At 63.6% G+C, this 16,375-nt stretch carries 14 protein-coding genes; 9 read left to right on the top strand and 5 right to left on the bottom strand.

What is annotated here, in order from left to right; translation table 11 throughout:
- Positions 1 to 75: 75 nt before the first annotated feature.
- On the top strand, positions 76 to 1,548 hold the full coding sequence (locus tag E8F20_RS23590; protein WP_280285906.1) for an inorganic phosphate transporter: 1,473 nt from the start codon (positions 76 to 78) through the stop codon (positions 1,546 to 1,548).
- 222 nt (positions 1,549 to 1,770) lie between these two features.
- Here the strand turns inward: E8F20_RS23590 and E8F20_RS23585 are convergent, their stop codons facing one another.
- Complete coding sequence (locus tag E8F20_RS23585; protein WP_280285905.1) at positions 1,771 to 3,261, bottom strand: helicase HerA-like domain-containing protein; 1,491 nt, start codon at positions 3,259 to 3,261, stop codon at positions 1,771 to 1,773.
- 124 nt (positions 3,262 to 3,385) lie between these two features.
- Here E8F20_RS23585 and E8F20_RS23580 point away from each other — a divergent pair, with 124 nt between their 5' ends.
- The gene (locus tag E8F20_RS23580; RefSeq protein WP_280285904.1) at positions 3,386 to 5,263 is read left to right on the top strand and encodes a methyl-accepting chemotaxis protein; all 1,878 of its coding nucleotides are present in this window, start codon (positions 3,386 to 3,388) and stop codon (positions 5,261 to 5,263) included.
- Positions 5,264 to 5,298: 35 nt separating this feature from the next.
- Here E8F20_RS23580 and E8F20_RS23575 read toward each other — a convergent pair whose 3' ends face one another.
- From E8F20_RS23575 to purU, 3 genes are read right to left on the bottom strand one after another with little or no spacing between them, the layout of a single operon-like run.
- Complete coding sequence (locus E8F20_RS23575) at positions 5,299 to 5,472, bottom strand: hypothetical protein (RefSeq protein WP_280285903.1); 174 nt, start codon at positions 5,470 to 5,472, stop codon at positions 5,299 to 5,301.
- Between the two features lie 9 nt (positions 5,473 to 5,481).
- Positions 5,482 to 5,907, bottom strand: a complete 426-nt coding sequence (locus E8F20_RS23570; protein WP_280285902.1) for a CBS domain-containing protein — start codon at positions 5,905 to 5,907, stop codon at positions 5,482 to 5,484.
- Between the two features lie 48 nt (positions 5,908 to 5,955).
- On the bottom strand, positions 5,956 to 6,807 hold the full coding sequence (purU, locus tag E8F20_RS23565) for a formyltetrahydrofolate deformylase (RefSeq protein ID WP_280285901.1): 852 nt from the start codon (positions 6,805 to 6,807) through the stop codon (positions 5,956 to 5,958).
- Between the two features lie 325 nt (positions 6,808 to 7,132).
- Between purU and mvaT the strand changes: the two genes are divergently transcribed.
- Positions 7,133 to 7,513 carry a histone-like nucleoid-structuring protein MvaT gene (mvaT, locus tag E8F20_RS23560; RefSeq protein ID WP_280285900.1) on the top strand — a complete coding sequence of 127 codons (381 nt, stop codon included), beginning with the start codon at positions 7,133 to 7,135 and terminating at the stop codon, positions 7,511 to 7,513.
- Positions 7,514 to 7,595: 82 nt separating this feature from the next.
- Here the strand turns inward: mvaT and sbcB are convergent, their stop codons facing one another.
- Positions 7,596 to 9,026 carry an exodeoxyribonuclease I gene (gene sbcB / locus E8F20_RS23555; protein ID WP_280285899.1) on the bottom strand — a complete coding sequence of 477 codons (1,431 nt, stop codon included), beginning with the start codon at positions 9,024 to 9,026 and terminating at the stop codon, positions 7,596 to 7,598.
- 321 nt (positions 9,027 to 9,347) lie between these two features.
- On the opposite strand from sbcB, the gene E8F20_RS23550 reads away from it, so the two are divergent.
- Genes E8F20_RS23550 through E8F20_RS23525 form a run of 6 tightly spaced genes read left to right on the top strand, consistent with a single transcriptional unit; the run spans position 9,348 to position 16,217 of the window.
- Complete coding sequence (locus tag E8F20_RS23550) at positions 9,348 to 10,082, top strand: RDD family protein (RefSeq protein ID WP_280285898.1); 735 nt, start codon at positions 9,348 to 9,350, stop codon at positions 10,080 to 10,082.
- Complete coding sequence (locus E8F20_RS23545) at positions 10,079 to 11,059, top strand: stage II sporulation protein M (protein WP_280285897.1); 981 nt, start codon at positions 10,079 to 10,081, stop codon at positions 11,057 to 11,059. The genes E8F20_RS23550 and E8F20_RS23545 overlap by 4 nt, the downstream gene beginning before the upstream one ends.
- On the top strand, positions 11,046 to 12,629 hold the full coding sequence (locus E8F20_RS23540) for a DUF4129 domain-containing protein (RefSeq protein WP_280285896.1): 1,584 nt from the start codon (positions 11,046 to 11,048) through the stop codon (positions 12,627 to 12,629). The genes E8F20_RS23545 and E8F20_RS23540 overlap by 14 nt, the downstream gene beginning before the upstream one ends.
- A complete protein-coding gene (locus tag E8F20_RS23535) occupies positions 12,626 to 13,867 on the top strand; it encodes a DUF4350 domain-containing protein (RefSeq protein WP_280285895.1) in 1,242 nt (413 codons plus the stop codon). Before E8F20_RS23540 ends, E8F20_RS23535 begins: the two co-directional genes overlap by 4 nt.
- The gene (locus E8F20_RS23530; protein ID WP_280285894.1) at positions 13,864 to 14,889 is read left to right on the top strand and encodes a MoxR family ATPase; all 1,026 of its coding nucleotides are present in this window, start codon (positions 13,864 to 13,866) and stop codon (positions 14,887 to 14,889) included. Before E8F20_RS23535 ends, E8F20_RS23530 begins: the two co-directional genes overlap by 4 nt.
- Positions 14,886 to 16,217 carry a DUF58 domain-containing protein gene (locus E8F20_RS23525; RefSeq protein WP_280285893.1) on the top strand — a complete coding sequence of 444 codons (1,332 nt, stop codon included), beginning with the start codon at positions 14,886 to 14,888 and terminating at the stop codon, positions 16,215 to 16,217. Before E8F20_RS23530 ends, E8F20_RS23525 begins: the two co-directional genes overlap by 4 nt.
- Positions 16,218 to 16,375: the final 158 nt, after the last annotated feature.

Below are 16,375 nucleotides of genomic sequence, written 5' to 3'. Positions count from 1 at the left end.
CGACGCCCGGGTCTGGGCGACGACCGGTTTTCTGGCATAATCGCGGCCCCTCCATGAGCCAGTCACAAAACTTTCATGTTCGATCTCTTCAGCGGGCTAGATGCCTGGCTGGTGCTGAGCCTCTGTCTCGCCCTGGCATTCGTCCTGACCTTCGAGTTCATCAACGGCTTCCATGACACCGCCAACGCGGTGGCCACTGTCATCTACACCAAGGCCATGTCGCCCTACCGGGCGGTGATCCTCTCGGGGATCTTCAACTTCCTCGGTGTGTTGCTGGGCGGCGTCGGCGTGGCATATGCCATCGTCCACCTGCTGCCAGTGGAGCTGCTGATCAACGTCAATACCGGCCATGGCCTGGCCATGGTGTTCAGCCTGCTCACCGCGGCCATCGCCTGGAACCTGGGCACCTGGTACTTCGGTATCCCGGCCTCCAGCTCGCACACCCTGATCGGTTCGATCCTTGGTGTCGGCCTGGCCAACGCACTGCTCACCGACCTGCCCCTGGGCGAAGGTGTGAACTGGGGCAAAGCCATCGATATCGGCCTGTCACTGATCTTCTCCCCGGCTGCCGGTTTCCTGGTCGCAGCCCTGCTGCTGCTGGGTCTGAAGTGGATGTACCCGTTATCGAAGATGCACAAGACGCCGGAAACCCGTAAGGAGCTGGACGAGAAGAAGCATCCGCCCTTCTGGAACCGCCTGGTCCTGGTGCTTTCCGCTATGGCCGTGAGCTTCGTGCACGGTTCCAACGATGGCCAGAAAGGCATCGGCCTGATCATGCTGGTACTGATCGGTATCGTTCCCGCCAAGTTCGTGCTGGACCTCAATAGCACCACCTACCAGATCGAGCGTACCCGCGACGCGGCGACTCACCTGAGCCAGTTCTACCAGCGTCACACCGACACCCTTGGTGAGATGCTGGCCCTGGGCAAGAGCAATGGCAGCGAGATGCCGCAGCTCTATCGCTGCGATCCGAAGCAGACCGAGCCGACCATCAACGCCCTGCTCCAGAAGCTCAACGGCGTGGCCAACTACAACGACCTGAACGACGACACCCGCGTCGAGGTCCGTCGCTACCTGCTCTGCCTGGACGACACCGCCAAGAAGGTGGGCAAGCTCTCTGAACTGCCGGCTCGCGAAAAGGCCGACCTGGAGAAGCTGCGCAAGGACCTGACCGCCACCACCGAGTATGCCCCGTTCTGGGTGATCCTGGCCGTGGCATTGGCACTGGGCATCGGCACCATGGTTGGCTGGAAACGCGTGGTGCGCACCGTCGGCGAGAAGATCGGCAAGCAGGGCATGACCTATGCCCAGGGCATGAGCGCCCAGATCACCGCCGCCTGCGCCATCGGCATGGCCAACATCTACAGCCTGCCGGTATCCACTACCCATGTGCTGTCCTCCGGCGTCGCCGGCACCATGGTCGCCAACCGCAGCGGCCTGCAAGGCGGGACTGTGCGCAACATCCTGATGGCCTGGGTGCTCACCCTGCCTACCACGATCCTGCTCTCCGCCGCGCTGTTCTGGGTGGCCATCACCTTTATCGTCTGATCAGGACGAACATGAAGAAGGGCGCCCACGGGCGCCCTTCTTCGTTTGGCTGTTGCGAGAGATTTACCATCGGGCCAAGAGCCAGCTCCTACGGGCAATGCAGCTGCTTGCAACACATAGGGCAGACATAACCAATTCATTCGCCAAGGCAAGCTAAGCAGCCCCGAGTGAACCTCAGGGCAGACCTTCGACCTGCAAGTCGATTGAAATAGACCCCACAACTCAGCGGCGCTTGCTGCCGCCCAGCAGGGAGCCCATCAGGCCGCGAACCAATTGCCGTCCGAGCTGGTTGGCCGCCTGGCGCACCGCGGTCTTCATCGCCTGGCTGGCGAAGGTTCCCAGCAGCTCGCCGGCCAGGTCACCCATGCCGGGCTGACTGGCTTGCGTCTTGCCGCCCTTCTCGGGCTCATCCACCGGTGCTTGTGCCGTGCGGGCGCTGAGCATTTCGTAGGCTGACTCGCGATCGATTGGCTTGTCGTAACGCCCAGCCTGGGGCGAGCCACGTACCAGCACGGCGCGCTCGCTGTCGTTCAGCGGGCCGATGCGCGACTGCGGCGGCGCAATGGCCACGCGCTGGACCATGGCCGGAGTGCCCTTCTCTTCCAGGGTGCCAACCAGAGCCTCGCCGATACCGAGTTCGGTGAGCACGGTCAGGGTGTCAAACGCAGGATTCGGGCGGAAACCATCCGCCACGGCGCGCAGGGATTTCTGCTCCTTGGCGGTGAACGCGCGCAGGCCATGCTGGATACGCAGACCGAGCTGGGCCAGTACGTCGTCCGGCAGGTCACTGGGCGACTGGGTGACGAAATACACACCAACGCCCTTGGAACGGATCAACCGCACCACCTGTTCCAGGCGCTCCTGCAAGGCTTTCGGGGTATCGGCGAACAGCAGGTGAGCCTCGTCGAAAAAAAGTGCCAACACCGGCTTGTCGGCATCACCACGCTCGGGCAATTGCTCGAAGAGTTCAGCCAGCAGCCAAAGCAGGAACGTGGCGTAGACCTTGGGCGCCTCGTGGACCAGACGACTGGCATCCAGCAGGTGGATACGTCCGCGGCCATCGCGATCGGGCTGGAGGATGTCCTCCAACTGCAGCGCGGGTTCACCGAACAGCGCTTCGGCACCCTGCTGCTCCAGGGTGGCCAGGCGTCGCAAAAGAGCCTGGGCGGATGCGCCGGCGAACAAGGCGCGGTCCTCGCCCAGCATCTCCGGATGGTCCTTGAGGTGATTGAGCAGGGCCTTGAGGTCTTTGAGGTCGAGCAACAGCAGACCTTCGCGGTCGGCCACCTGGAAGGCGGCATAGAGTGCGGCCTGCTGACTGTCGGTCAGCTCCAGCAGGTTGCCGAGCAGCAGCGGCCCCATTTCGCTCAGCGTGGTGCGCAGCGGATGGCCGGACTGCCCGGCGACGTCCCAAAGGGTGACTGGATACGCCTGGGGCTGATGCCCCAACCAGGGCATCGAGGTGATGCGTTCGGCCACTTTACCCTGAGGATTGCCGACGGCGCCAAGGCCGCAGAGGTCGCCCTTGATGTCTGCCGCGAATACGGCCACGCCAGCGTCGCTGAACGCTTCGGCCAACCGCTGCAGGGTCACCGTCTTTCCGGTGCCGGTGGCGCCGGCGATGAGGCCGTGCCGGTTGGCCAGCTTCATGGCCTGGGAAACGGCATTACCCTCTGGGTCAGCGCCAAGAATCAGGGAACGTTGCTCGGGCATTTTGCCTTCCTCGGTTAAAGCTTTTGTTGGTTCGAGCCGATATATAAACCGACGTTTCTACTCAGTTTTTCTGCACTCGCGTGCCATGAAGACTGGTGCCTGACCTAACCGGACGCAAGCAAACATGATCAAAAACCTGAGGTTCAGCCACAAGATTCTGCTTGCCGCCTCGCTGGTGGTAATTGCGGCTTTCTCGCTGTTCACCCTGTACAACGATTACTTGCAAAGGAATGCGATCCGCGACGACCTGGAAAACTATCTGCAGGAAATGGGTGATGTCACCGCCAGCAACATCCAGAACTGGCTATCGGGCCGGATTCTACTGGTGGAAAGCGTGGCCGAATCCCTGGCCGCCAACCCTTCGCCTGACGCCGTACCGACCCTGTTGCAACAACGGGCCTTGAGCTCCACCTTCGCCTTCACGTACTTCGGCACCCAGGACGGGCAATTCACCATGCGCCCGGACAGTGCAATGCCCGAAGGCTATGACCCGCGCACCCGCCCCTGGTACCAGGGCGCCAAGAGCGCCGGCGGCACCACCCTCACCGAACCCTATGTCGATGCGGCCACCGGCCAGCTGATCATGACCATCGCCACGCCGGTGCAGTCCCTCGGCGTGGCCGGCGGCGACCTGAGCCTGCAAACCCTGGTGCAGATCATCAATGCCCTGGACTTCGACGGCATGGGCTATGCCTTCCTGGTGAGCTCAGACGGCAAGGTCCTGGTGCACCCGAACAAGGACATGGTGATGAAGAATCTGCGGGACATTTATCCGCAGAACACACCGGCCATCAATGCCGGCTTCAGCGAAGTGGGGGTGGACGGCGTCACCCGCATCCTGACTTTCGCCCCGGTCAAGGGCCTGCCCTCGGTGAACTGGTACATCGGCGTGTCGGTGGACAAGGACAAGGCCTTCGGCATGCTCAGCGAGTTCCGCGCCTCGGCCATCATCGCGACGGTGATTGCCGTCGTGATCATTATCCTGTTGCTGGGCATGTTGATCCGGGTGCTGATGCAGCCGCTGCACATCATGGGTCGCGCCATGCAGGACATCGCCCAGGGTGAAGGCGACCTGACCCGCCGCCTGGCGATTCACGCACAGGACGAGTTCGGTGAACTGGCCAGTGCCTTCAACCGCTTCGTCGAGCGTATCCACGGTTCCATCCGCGAGGTGTCTTCGGCCACCAACCACGTGAACCAGGTGGCCAAGCTGGTGCTGAACGCCTCCAATTCGTCCATGAGCAACTCCGACGAGCAGGCCAACCGCACCAACAGCGTCGCTGCGGCGATCAACGAACTGGGCGCTGCCGCCCAGGAAATCGCCCGCAACGCCGCCGATGCCTCGCACCAGGCTTCCTCGGCGCGCACCCTGGCCGAAGACGGCCGCCAAGTGGTTGAGCGCACCATCGAGGCGATGAACGAGTTGTCTGGGAAAATCCGCGCTTCCTGCGGCAACATCGAGACACTGAACAGCAAGACGGTGAACATCGGCCAGATCCTCGAAGTGATCAAAGGCATCTCCGAACAGACCAACCTGCTGGCGCTCAACGCCGCCATCGAAGCCGCCCGTGCCGGCGAGGCGGGCCGTGGCTTCGCCGTGGTGGCGGACGAAGTGCGTAACCTGGCCCACCGCACCCAGGAGTCGGCCCAGGAAATCCAGCAGATGATCGAGGAGCTGCAGGTCGGCGCCCGCGAGGCAGTCAGCACCATGACCGAGAGCCAGCGCTACAGCGAACAGAGCGTGGAGATCGCCAACCAGGCCGGCCAGCGCCTGGGCAGCGTCACCCAGCGCATCGGCGAGATCGACGGCATGAACCAGTCGGTGGCCACCGCCACCGAGGAACAGACCGCCGTGGTCGACTCGCTGAACATGGACATCACCGAGATCAACACCCTCAACCAGGAAGGCGTGGAAAACCTCCAAGCCACGCTGCGCGCCTGTGCCGATCTGGATCAGCAGGCAGCACGCTTGCAGCATCTGGTGGGGAGTTTCCGGATCTAGATCAACGCGCCGCCATCCCAATACAGAGAAGGCGCCTAAGGCGCCTTCTTCGTTTCTTCCTCTTCCTGCACCTTTCGCCACAGTTCGGCAGCCCCGGGAAACTCGGTGCCGTTTTCCTCACTCAGCTCATCCGGGTCATAACGCCGTACGCAGCCTTCGCCCAATGTGGGCGGCGGTGTGGAAGTAGCGCGGTTGCGTGGATCGGTCATGGGCGTTCCTCAGACTTCCGGAGGCTGCCCGGAATCGTGCTGGGCAAAGGCTTTTACGGCTCGCAGCACATCGCGGCGGCTAATCTGTCCAACCAGCACCCCCTCCTCCACCACCGGGAAACAACGGCGTTTGTCACGCAGGAAGCGCTGGCAAACATCGATGATATCGGCTTCTGGAGAAATGGTTTCCACCTGGGTGGACATGTAGCCACTGACGTTGCCGCCAATGGCCTCGTAATAGGCCCCGGAAAGAATGCCGCGAAGGCAATCGCCCTCCGAGATCATGCCAATCAGATGGCCCTGGGAATCCACCACCGGAGCGGCGGGAATGTGATGTTCCAGCAGGCGTTCGATAGCCAGGAAGAGGTCGGTGTCGGACCTGAAGGTCACCAGGTGACGGGCCATGTAGTCGCGCACCTTGATGGATCTGAGCATAGGGCGGGCTCCTGTTCCAATTGACCGGAGCGGTGCCCGCCGAAGGGATCAGTCGAACACGACGGTCTTGTTGTCGTGCACCAACACCCGGTCTTCAAGGTGATAGCGTAGCCCACGGGACAGGACCATTTTCTCCACGTCCTTGCCGAGTCGAACCATGTCCTCGACGCTGTCGCGGTGGGTTACGCGCACCACGTCCTGCTCGATGATGGGGCCGGCATCCAGCTCCTCGGTGACGTAGTGGCACGTGGCGCCGATCAGCTTCACGCCGCGTAACGACGCTTGGTGATAGGGTTTAGCGCCAACGAAGGACGGCAGGAAGCTGTGGTGGATGTTGATCACCTGGTGGGCGTAACGCTGGCACAGCTCTGGCGGGAGGATCTGCATGTAACGGGCGAGCACCACGGTATCGGCGCGATGCTCTTCCACCAGACGGGAAACCTCGTCGAAGGCCGGCTGCTTGTTCTTCGGATCCACCGGAACGTGAACGTAGGGAATGCCATGCCACTCAACCATGCTTCGCAGGTCGTCATGGTTGGAGATCACGCAGGGGATCTCGCAATCCAGTTCGCCGCTGTGCCAGCGGTGCAGCAGATCGGCCAGGCAATGGGACTCACGACTGGCCATCAGCACGACACGCTTTTTTACTTCGGAATCGGTCACCCGCCAGTCCATGGCGAACTCACGGGCGATCGGCGCGAACGCCTGGCGGAAACCATCCAGATCGAAAGGCAGGGAATCGGCACGGATTTCATGGCGCATGAAGAACCAGCCGCTCTGATTATCCGAATGATGGCTGGCCTCGGTGATCCAGCCGTTGTAGGTAGCCAGGAAGTTACTGACCTTGGCTACGATACCGACGCCGTCCGGACAGGCAATCACCAGACGAAATGTGCGCATGAGGGAACACTCCAGAGACTTCGCAAAGGCAGCCATTCTAGCTACTGCGCGCAGAAACTTCAGTAACCGCGTGCTTTGAAGGGGATTCTGCTGATCGAGGTACAACACACAGCGCACAACTAAAGGGCACCATCCGACGGTGATATAGCGAGTATCCGAAGCACAATTACGCATTAGAACGGCAGCGGGACTAGTATCAAAGAAGAAGCCGACAACAATGCGTACAAAAGTTTTCGTGCTTATTTACTTACAGATAATCGCTGTCTATTATTGCTGACACTTCGCAATCGCAAGTCAACGTACGATTCCAACAAGGGACGCCGACATGTCGCTGATCAACGAATACCGGGCTACGGAAGAAGCCATCAAGGAGCTCCAAGAGCGCCTGAAGAACCTGTCCCAGGACGACAAGCTGAAGAAAGAACTGGAGTTCGAAGGCAAACTGCGCACCCTGATGGGTGAATATCAGAAGTCCTTGCGCGACATCATTGCCCTGCTCGATCCGGATGCCCGCTCCAGCAAGGCTCCGCGCGCTGCAAAGGCCGGTGCTACTGGCAGCAAGCGCGCCCGCAAGGTCAAGCAGTACAAGAACCCGCACACGGGTGAAGTCATCGAAACCAAAGGCGGCAACCACAAGACTCTGAAAGAGTGGAAAGCCAAGTGGGGCGCCGACACCGTTGAAGGATGGGCCACCATCCTGGGCTAAGCCCCTCGGCAATAAAGAACGCCAGCATCCGCTGGCGTTTTTTATGGCGCAGGTAAACCCCGGAAAGTTCAGGGGGCGGTTATCACAACCGATAGCGATGACCCAGTTCCCGGGCATATCGGTGCCACTCCAGCAACACCGCCTGTTGCGCCGGATCGGCTTTGGACTGGAACTCATCCAGGGCCGCGAAAAAACTCTCCAGGGTATTTGGCGCCCCGAATTCCGGGCTCTTCAGCCGGTTCCTGCAGAACTCCTCCCAGCGCCACCGATCGGTCTCCGACAAAGTTTCAGGAAAGTTTCTCGCACGGTAACGGAACAGCAACTCCGGCAGGCGCGTGTCGTCGAACGGCCAATTTTCCCGGGACAATTGCTGCGGATCGGCACGCCGTACTTGTTCGCAGAGACGACGATCCCGGTCGCCGAGAAATCCGCCGTACAACTGCTGCTCAGGATCATCCAGCGAAATGAATTCCTCCTCCGCATAAATAACCGGCAACTTCTCTTGCCAGACGGCGGCCAGCTCGGTGAGCTGCACGGCACGACGCTGACAGAGTTCCAGGTCGACGCCCAGGCGCTGGCGATCGGTTTCTCGCAACACCGCCAGCGGTGCTACTACTGGACAACGGTTAATATGCAAAAGCTTAAGCGGCACCGGCAACTCACCTTCGGCCAACGCGTCACGTCGGGTGTAGAGACGCTTTTGCAGAACCTCCCCGTCGAGTTCCAGCAGCGGCGCCGGATCTGATTGCAGGTCCAGCACGATCAATGCGTTGCGGTTGCGCGGATGCCAAGCCAGCGGCAGGACGACCGCCAGGTAGTGGCGTTCGCCGGCAAAGCGCCCGGAGATATGCACCAGCGGCTGCAAAAGGCGCACCTGCTCCTGCACCTTGTGCTTGCTGCGCAGTTGGTAGAGATAGTCGAACAACCTCGGCTGACGCTCACGCAGCAGACGGGCCAGGGCGATGGTCGCACGCACATCGGACAGCGCATCGTGAGCCTGGCCGTGATCGATACCGTTGGCGGCGGTGAGCAGCTCCAGGCGCAGGCTGACACGGCCGTCCTGCTGAGGCCACTCGATACCTTCGGGACGTAGCGCATAGGCGGTGCGAACCACATCGATCAGGTCCCAGCGACTGTTGCCGCCTTGCCATTCGCGAGCGTAGGGGTCGTAGAAGTTGCGGTAGAGGCTGTAGCGAGTGACCTCATCGTCGAAGCGCAAGGTGTTGTAGCCGGCGCCACAGGTGCCTGGTAGCGCCAGTTCGGCATGTACCCGATGCATGAACTCGGCTTCACCCAGCCCCTTCTCCGCCAGGGTACCGGGCAGGATGCCAGTGACCAGGCAAGCTGCCGGATGCGGCAGGATATCGTCGCTGGGCTTGCAGTAGAGGTTGATCGGCTCGCCGATCTCGTTGAGCGCCTCGTCCGTGCGAATGCCGGCAACCTGCAGCGGACGGTCGCAGCGCGGGTTGATACCGGTGGTTTCGTAGTCGTGCCAGAAGATGCTGGAAGTCACGGCGTCCCCCTTGTTCGTGAGCGGGTCAGTCTAACACCGGGGCGGACCAGGCAACGGCGCCGAACAGGCTGGGAAACTTCACCATCAACCCGCTTGCTGGCCGGATTATGGCGGGCCTAGAATCGCCGCCACTGGATGATCGACCCCCGACAAGGACTGCCCCCATGCCTGTGCCTTCCGCACCTCGCGCACATGCCTGCGCACACGCTGACCCGTCGACTTTCCCACACCCTTCACAGCATGCGGGCTGAGTCCTTCCTGCCAGGTTGCCTGGATACCGGCCGGTCGCTAGCATCGGGCTTTCCCCTTGGCGCCCAGCCGATGCCCGCAACCCGATCCAGTTCCCATCCTGCCGAGTCCCAGGTCCTGCCGCTGGACACCCGCTACCAGGTAGAGACACCAGAAGGCATTGACCTGGTCCTGCGTCCCGCCGGCCTGTTACCCCGCGCGCTGGCCTATGCCATCGACCTGGCGATCCGCGGTGCCATCATGCTTGTGCTGTTCATCGCCCTGGCCCTGCTCGGGCAGTTCGGCATAGGTCTCGGGCTGATCCTCATGTTCTTGCTCAACTGGTGGTACATGGTGCTGTTCGAGGTGCTCAACCAGGGCCGCTCGCCGGGCAAGCACGTGATGGGCCTGCAGGTGGTGCATGACGACGGCACACCCATTGGCTGGTCCGCCTCGCTGGTGCGCAACCTGCTGCGCTTCGTCGACATGCTGCCCTTCGCCTACACCCTGGGCGTCCTCAGTTGCCTTCTGCACCCGACCTTCAAGCGCCTGGGCGACATCGCCGCCGGCAGTCTGGTGGTCTACCGCGACGAAAAGATCCAGCGTCCTGAACTGCCGTATGCCGAGCCGGAGCGCACGCCCTTCCCCCTGAGCCTGGCCGACCAGCGCGCCCTGCTCAGCTTCGCCGAGCGCCAGGCCAGCCTGTCGCCGGCCCGTCGCGCCGAACTCGCCGGCATCCTTGCCGAGCCGCTGGAAGTGCCACCGGAACAGGCGCAAGCGCGTATAAACGGCATCGCTCGTGGCCTGTTGGGGACGAACTCGCCATGAAACAGAACCTCTTCGAACGCCAGCACCAGGCAAGCTGGAAAGCCTTCGCCGAGTTGCTCGACCGCCTGGAACGCGGCAAGGCCGATGCGCAGGCCTGTGCGACATTCTCTGCCGACTACCGACAGCTCTGCCAGCACCTGGCGCTCTCCCAGGAGCGCGGCTACAGCAGCCATCTGGTGGAGCACCTGCAGCAGCTGGCCATGCGCGGCCACCAGCAGTTCTACCGCCATCGCAGCCACCTCGGCGCGCGCCTGCTGGGCTTTCTTCTCGGCGGCTTCCCGCGCCTGGTTCGCAATCAGTGGCGCAGCATCGCCGCCGCCAGCCTGCTGTTCTACGGGAGCCTGCTGCTGATGGGCCTGTTGGTGCACAACTGGCCTGACCTGGTCTACAGCGTGCTGGACCCGGAACAGGTGTCGTCAATGGAGTCCATGTATGACCCGGACGCCCGACGCATCGGCCCCATGAGCGAACGAGACTCGGGGGATGACTGGATGATGTTCGGCCACTACATCATGAACAACATCGGCATCGCCTTTCAGACTTACGCCGGAGGCCTGCTCTTTGGTGTCGGCAGCCTGTTCTTCCTGCTGTTCAACGGCCTGCACATCGGCGCGGTGGCCGGCCATCTGACCCAGATCGGCTTCGGTGAAACCTTCTGGTCATTCGTCATCGGCCACGGCGCCTTCGAACTCACCGCCATTGCCTTCGCGGGCGCCGCCGGCCTGCAGCTGGGCTGGGCCCTGCTCGCCCCCGGCCGCCTGCCCCGTGGCGAAGCCCTGCGCCTGGCCGCCGGACACAGCGTGCAACTGGTGGCCGGGGTGATCCTGCTGCTGGTGATCGCCGCCTTCGTCGAAGCCTACTGGTCCTCCATGACCCTGGTGGAGCCCCAGGTCAAATACCTGGTGGGCGCCGGCCTCTGGCTGCTCGTAGGCCTCTACTTCGGCCTGGTCGGCAGGAGGGCGCATGCGCCTGACTGACGCCAGCGTCGCCATCCGCCCGCGCAGTGCCTGGGAGGCCATGGACCTTGGCGTGTTGCTGGCCCGCCGTCACGCTGGCCTGCTGATGGCCAGTTGGGCCCTCGTCACCTTACCGGTGTTCGGCCTGCTCACCCTGATCTGCTGGAACTACCCGGGGCTGTCCGTCTTCCTGTTCTGGCTGCTCAAGCCGGCCTACGAACGCCTGCCGCTGTACATCCTCTCCCGTGCCCTGTTCGGCGATACGCCTACGCTCAAGGAAGCCCTGCGCGCCTACCCGCGCCTTCTCAAGCCCCAGTTGCTCGCCAGCCTCACCTGGCGCCGCCTCAGCACTACCCGCAGTTTCGACTTGCCGGTGCTGCAGCTCGAAGGGCTTTCCGGGCAGGCCCGCAGCCAGCGCCTGGTGGTACTGGGCCAGCGCGATGCGGGCGGCGCCACCTGGCTGACAGTGATCGGCGTGCACCTGGAGTCAGCGCTCTGGTTCGGCTTGGTCACACTGCTCTACCTGATGCTGCCTCAGCAGGTGGCAATCGACTGGGACTGGCAGAAGCTCCTGGAAATGGCCTCCGGCGAATGGCTCTGGCTGGAGCATCTATCCAACAGCCTCTATGCCCTGGTGCTAATGGTCTGGGGACCGGTGTACGTTGCCTGTGGCTTTACCCTGTATCTAAACCGCCGCACCTCCCTGGAAGGCTGGGATATCGAGCTGCAGTTCCGCCGCCTGCGCCAGCGCCTGACCGGCACCGCCTATGCCTTGCTGCTGGGCGTGGGCCTGCTGCTGATCCAATTGCCGCAACCCGCCATGGCAGACGATGCCTCGCCCCTTTGCCTCGCACCCCAGGCATTCCTCGACGGCCCCGATGCTGAACGCCTCACTCATCAGTCCCTGACCGGCAAGGCGGCGAAGGACAGCATCACCGCGCTGCTCGACGCCCCGCCCTTCCAGAACCGCGAAACCGTTACCCGCTGGCGCCTGGGCGAGGAAAGCCCCGACCAGGATGTGAAGCCTGAAGACATGGAAGGCTGGGCTGAATTCATTCGCAACCTGTTCAAGCTGGCCGAATACGCCAAGAGCCTGGATGCTGTCGCCCTGGTGATCAAAGTGTTGCTCTGGGGTCTGCTGATCAGTCTGTTGGGCTTGCTGCTCTGGCGCTACCGCGACTGGCTCGCCGCCTTCGCAAGCCGCCTGGGGCTGCCGCAGCGCCGTCGACGTGAAGCGCCATCGGTGCTGTTCGGCCTGGAACTGGCGCCGGAAAGCCTGCCCGATGATGTCGCCGGAGAAGTCGAACGCCTTTGGGCCAGCCAGCCCCGCGAAGCCCTCGGCCTGCTTTACCGTGCACTGCTCAGCCGCCTGTTGCACGATTTCCGCCTGCCGCTCAGGCAGTCCCACACCGAAGGTGAAGTGCTACAACTGGTGCGTCGCTTGGATAACACCGAACTGGAAGGCTACAGCCAGACCCTCACCGGCCACTGGCAGAACCTCGCCTACGGTCACCGCCTACCCGCCGCCGAACTGCGCCAGGGCCTCTGCGATGGTTGGCGACGTCTGTTCGTCACGGGAGCCGTGTCGTGAACCTGCGTCCGCGCTTCCTCATCGGTGCCGGCCTGTTTCTGCTGCTTGGGCTGGCGGCGATCTACATCGCCGGGCGCCTGCAGCCCTACCAGGACACCGTCGAACACGGCCCGGCACCGGAAGTGCTGGGCAATCCCTATCTCGCCGCAGAACATTTCCTGCGCAAGCAGGGCCTGCAAGTGACCCGCGCCGACGGACTCGACGTGCTCGACGGCCTTCCCAGCGCGGGCCACAGCCTGCTCCTGCTCGGCAGTCGCTCGCGCATGACGCCTCGTCAGGCCGACCGCCTGCTGGAGTGGGCGAACAAAGGCGGCCACCTGCTGTTCATCGCCGAACGCCTCTATGAGGAAGAGGATGGCAAGAGCGGCGACCTGCTGGCCGACCGCCTGGGCGTCCAGCAGTACGAAGCCAAGGACCTGGATGAAGACAAAAGCACCGAGCCAGGGGAGCCGGAGGAGCGCGAGGCCGAGGCACAGGCAATGGACGCCGCGGCCACGCAGGACGAGCAGGCCCAGGCCGAGGAAGACCCCTTCCCCGAGCTGACCAAGCTCTACCTTGAAAATGAACAGGCACCCGCCTACGCCAACTTCGATCCGGACTTCCACCTTTACGACAGCCAGAACCGAGCTCACGCCTGGGCCAACAGCGCCAAGGCCACGCACATGCTGCAACTGAACCACGGTGACGGACTGATCACAGTGCTCACCGACGGCTGGATCTGGCAGAACCGCGACATCATCGAATACGACAACGCCTGGCTGCTCTGGTATCTCACGCAGGACAGCGCCGTCACCCTGCTGTACCGCGCCGAGCGCGACAGCCTCGGCACCCTGCTCGGGCAGAATTTCCCCGAGGCCCTGGTGGCCCTGATGCTGCTCATCGTCCTGGTGCTCTGGCATGTCGGCCAGCGCCAGGGCCCGCTGAAGGCACCGGCCAACCGGGCGCGCCGACAACTCGAAGAACACCTGCGCGGCAGCGCCGACTTCCTGCTCCGCCGCAGCGGCCAGACCAGCCTGCTGCAAGGCCTGCAACGGGATATCCAGCGCCGCGCACGGCATCGCCACCCCGGTTTCGAACGGCTTCCCGTGGCCGAGCAGTGGCAGGTGCTGGGCCGCCTGACCCGTCTGCCGCCAAGCGCCATCAGCCAGGCCATGCGGCCGCTGCCCAAACAACGGCTCAACGCCGCCGACTTCATCCGCCAGGTCGCCCACCTGCAAACCCTCAGGAATGCCCTATGAGCGAACAGATTTCCGACCCGTCGCAATCCGAAGCTACCGGCGCCAGCGCGCCCTCGGCCGCTACCCAGCGCCAGAGGGCCAGCCAACTGGCCCAGGCCCTGCGCCTGGAGCTACAGAAGGCCGTGGTTGGCCAGGTCGCCGTGATCGAAGACGTGCTCACCGCCTTACTGGCTGGCGGTCACGTGCTGGTGGAAGGCGTGCCCGGGCTCGGCAAGACCCTGCTGGTGCGTGCCTTGGCCCGCTGCTTCGGCGGCGAGTTCTCGCGCATCCAGTTCACCCCTGACCTGATGCCCAGCGACGTTACCGGCCACGCCGTGTACGACATGCAGAGCGAGCAGTTCAAGCTGCGCAAAGGCCCGGTGTTCACCAACCTGCTGCTGGCGGACGAGATCAACCGCGCCCCGGCCAAGACCCAAGCCGCCCTGCTGGAAGTGATGCAGGAGCGCCAGGTGACCCTCGAAGGCCGCGCCTTGCCGGTGCCACAGCCGTTCCTGGTGCTGGCGACGCAGAACCCCATCGAGCAGGAAGGCACCTATCCCCTGCCGGAAGCCGAGCTCGACCGATTCATGCTCAAGCTGCGCATGGACTACCCGGCTGCGGACGAAGAGCTCAACCTGGTACGCCAAGTCACCCGCTCTGCCCGCGCCGACATGCTCGAAGTAGCGCCGCTGCGCACCCTCCTCCAGGCCCGCGATGTGATGGCCCTGCAGAAGATCGCCAGCGAGCTGCCGGTAGACGACCAGGTGCTCGATTACGCAGTGCGCCTGGCCCGCGCTACCCGTAGCTGGCCGGGCCTGGCGATGGGGGCCGGACCACGTGCGTCCATCGCGCTGGTCCGTGGCGGCCGCGCCCGTGCCCTGCTGCGCGGCGGCGATTTCGTGGTGCCGGATGACGTCAAGGGCTGCGCCCTGGCGGTGCTGCGTCACCGCGTGCGTCTCTCGCCGGAACTGGATATAGAAGGCCTCTCGGTGGACCAGGTACTCCAGCAACTCCTCGATCAGGTGCCGGCGCCGCGTCTATGAAGCCTTCCCGCGCATTGCTCGCGCTGGTGGCCGGACTCTTCGGCCTGGCCCTGTTGCTCGGCGCCTTGCCAGCCCTGGGAGTAGGCCTGCCGGCGCAGTTGCAGCCGCTCTGGTGGGGCCTGCTCTGCGCCCTGGCGCTGCTCGGCACGCTCGACGCCGTCTGGTTACGCCGCCTGCCGTCGCCAAACCTGGAACGGGCACTGCCGGGGAACCTGGCACTGGGCCGCTGGAGTGAAGTCCGGCTGACCCTGCACCATGACTACGGCCGCCCCCTGATGGTCGATGTTTTCGACCAGGTGCCGGCGACCATGGAGTTCGAACCCTTGCCACAGCAGGTGGCCCTGCATCCCGGCGAACACACCGAGTTCGGCTACCGGGTACGCCCGCTCAAACGCGGCCACTTCTACTTCCCGGCTTGCGAAGTCCAGCTACCCAGTCCACTGGGCCTGTGGCGCCACAAACGGGTGCTCGACCTCCCTGGCGAAGCGCGCGTCTATCCGGACTTCGCACGCCTCTACGGTGCCCAGCTGAAAGCGGTGGACGACTGGCTCAGCCAACTGGGCGTGCGCCAGCGGCCGCGCCGTGGGCTTGGCCTGGAATTCCATCAGCTGCGGGAGTTCCGTGACGGCGACACCCTGCGCCAGATCGACTGGAAAGCCACCGCACGCAAACGCACGCCCATCGCTCGCGAGTACCAGGACGAGCGCGACCAGCAGATCGTCTTCCTCCTCGACTGTGGCCGTCGCATGCGCAGCCAGGACGGTGACCTGTCCCACTTCGACCATGCACTCAATGCCAGCCTGCTGCTCAGCTACGTAGCCTTGCGCCAGGGGGATGCGGTGGGTCTGAGCACCTTCGCTGCGGAGCACGACCGCTTCGTGGCGCCGGTGAAGGGCCCGGCACAGCTGAATGTGCTGCTCAACGGCGTCTACGACCTGGACAGCACCCTGCGCCCGGCCGACTACAGCGCCGCTGCGGAAGCGCTTTTGGCACGCCAGCGCCGGCGCGCCCTGGTGGTGCTGGTGAGCAACCTGCGCGATGAAGACGATGCCGAGCTGTTCAGCGCAGTGAAACGCCTTGGCCGACAGCACCGCCTACTGGTAGTCAGCCTGCGCGAGGAGGTCCTCGACAGCTTGCGCCACACCCCGGTGCTGGGCTTCGATGACGCCCTCGCCTATTGCGGCACGGTGGACTACCTCAATGCCCGCAACAACCTCCATGAACGCCTGGCCGCCCACGGCGTACCCGTGCTGGACGCCCGCCCCAGCGAGCTGGGGCCGCAACTGGTGAGCCGATACCTGGCGTGGAAGAAAGCCGGGGCGCTGTAGAAGGGGCGAATTCATTGGCTATGTCTGCGTTAAGTGTTGCTAGAACGTCCTGAGCCAGGCTGCTTGCCGAGTTCTGCGGATGCTTCTGGTTTCGTCCCCCGGACGAGTCCCTTTCTCAAGCGCCGAAAGGAACCAAAGGGCTTGCCCCTGCATCCGGG

The organism is Pseudomonas sp. BN415 (genome assembly GCF_029871195.1).
Taxonomy (GTDB): Bacteria; Pseudomonadota; Gammaproteobacteria; order Pseudomonadales; family Pseudomonadaceae; genus Metapseudomonas; species Metapseudomonas resinovorans.
This window is presented reverse-complemented; position numbering and strand designations above follow the sequence as displayed.

Coding starts and splice junctions, on each gene's coding strand:
- E8F20_RS23590 (WP_280285906.1), top strand. CDS start 76: ATGTTCGATCTCTTCAGCGGGCTAGATGCCTGGCTGGTGCTGAGCCTC.
- E8F20_RS23585 (WP_280285905.1), bottom strand. CDS start 3,261: ATGCCCGAGCAACGTTCCCTGATTCTTGGCGCTGACCCAGAGGGTAAT.
- E8F20_RS23580 (WP_280285904.1), top strand. CDS start 3,386: ATGATCAAAAACCTGAGGTTCAGCCACAAGATTCTGCTTGCCGCCTCG.
- E8F20_RS23575 (WP_280285903.1), bottom strand. CDS start 5,472: ATGACCGATCCACGCAACCGCGCTACTTCCACACCGCCGCCCACATTG.
- E8F20_RS23570 (WP_280285902.1), bottom strand. CDS start 5,907: ATGCTCAGATCCATCAAGGTGCGCGACTACATGGCCCGTCACCTGGTG.
- purU (WP_280285901.1), bottom strand. CDS start 6,807: ATGCGCACATTTCGTCTGGTGATTGCCTGTCCGGACGGCGTCGGTATC.
- mvaT (WP_280285900.1), top strand. CDS start 7,133: ATGTCGCTGATCAACGAATACCGGGCTACGGAAGAAGCCATCAAGGAG.
- E8F20_RS23550 (WP_280285898.1), top strand. CDS start 9,348: ATGCCCGCAACCCGATCCAGTTCCCATCCTGCCGAGTCCCAGGTCCTG.
- E8F20_RS23545 (WP_280285897.1), top strand. CDS start 10,079: ATGAAACAGAACCTCTTCGAACGCCAGCACCAGGCAAGCTGGAAAGCC.
- E8F20_RS23540 (WP_280285896.1), top strand. CDS start 11,046: ATGCGCCTGACTGACGCCAGCGTCGCCATCCGCCCGCGCAGTGCCTGG.
- E8F20_RS23530 (WP_280285894.1), top strand. CDS start 13,864: ATGAGCGAACAGATTTCCGACCCGTCGCAATCCGAAGCTACCGGCGCC.
- E8F20_RS23525 (WP_280285893.1), top strand. CDS start 14,886: ATGAAGCCTTCCCGCGCATTGCTCGCGCTGGTGGCCGGACTCTTCGGC.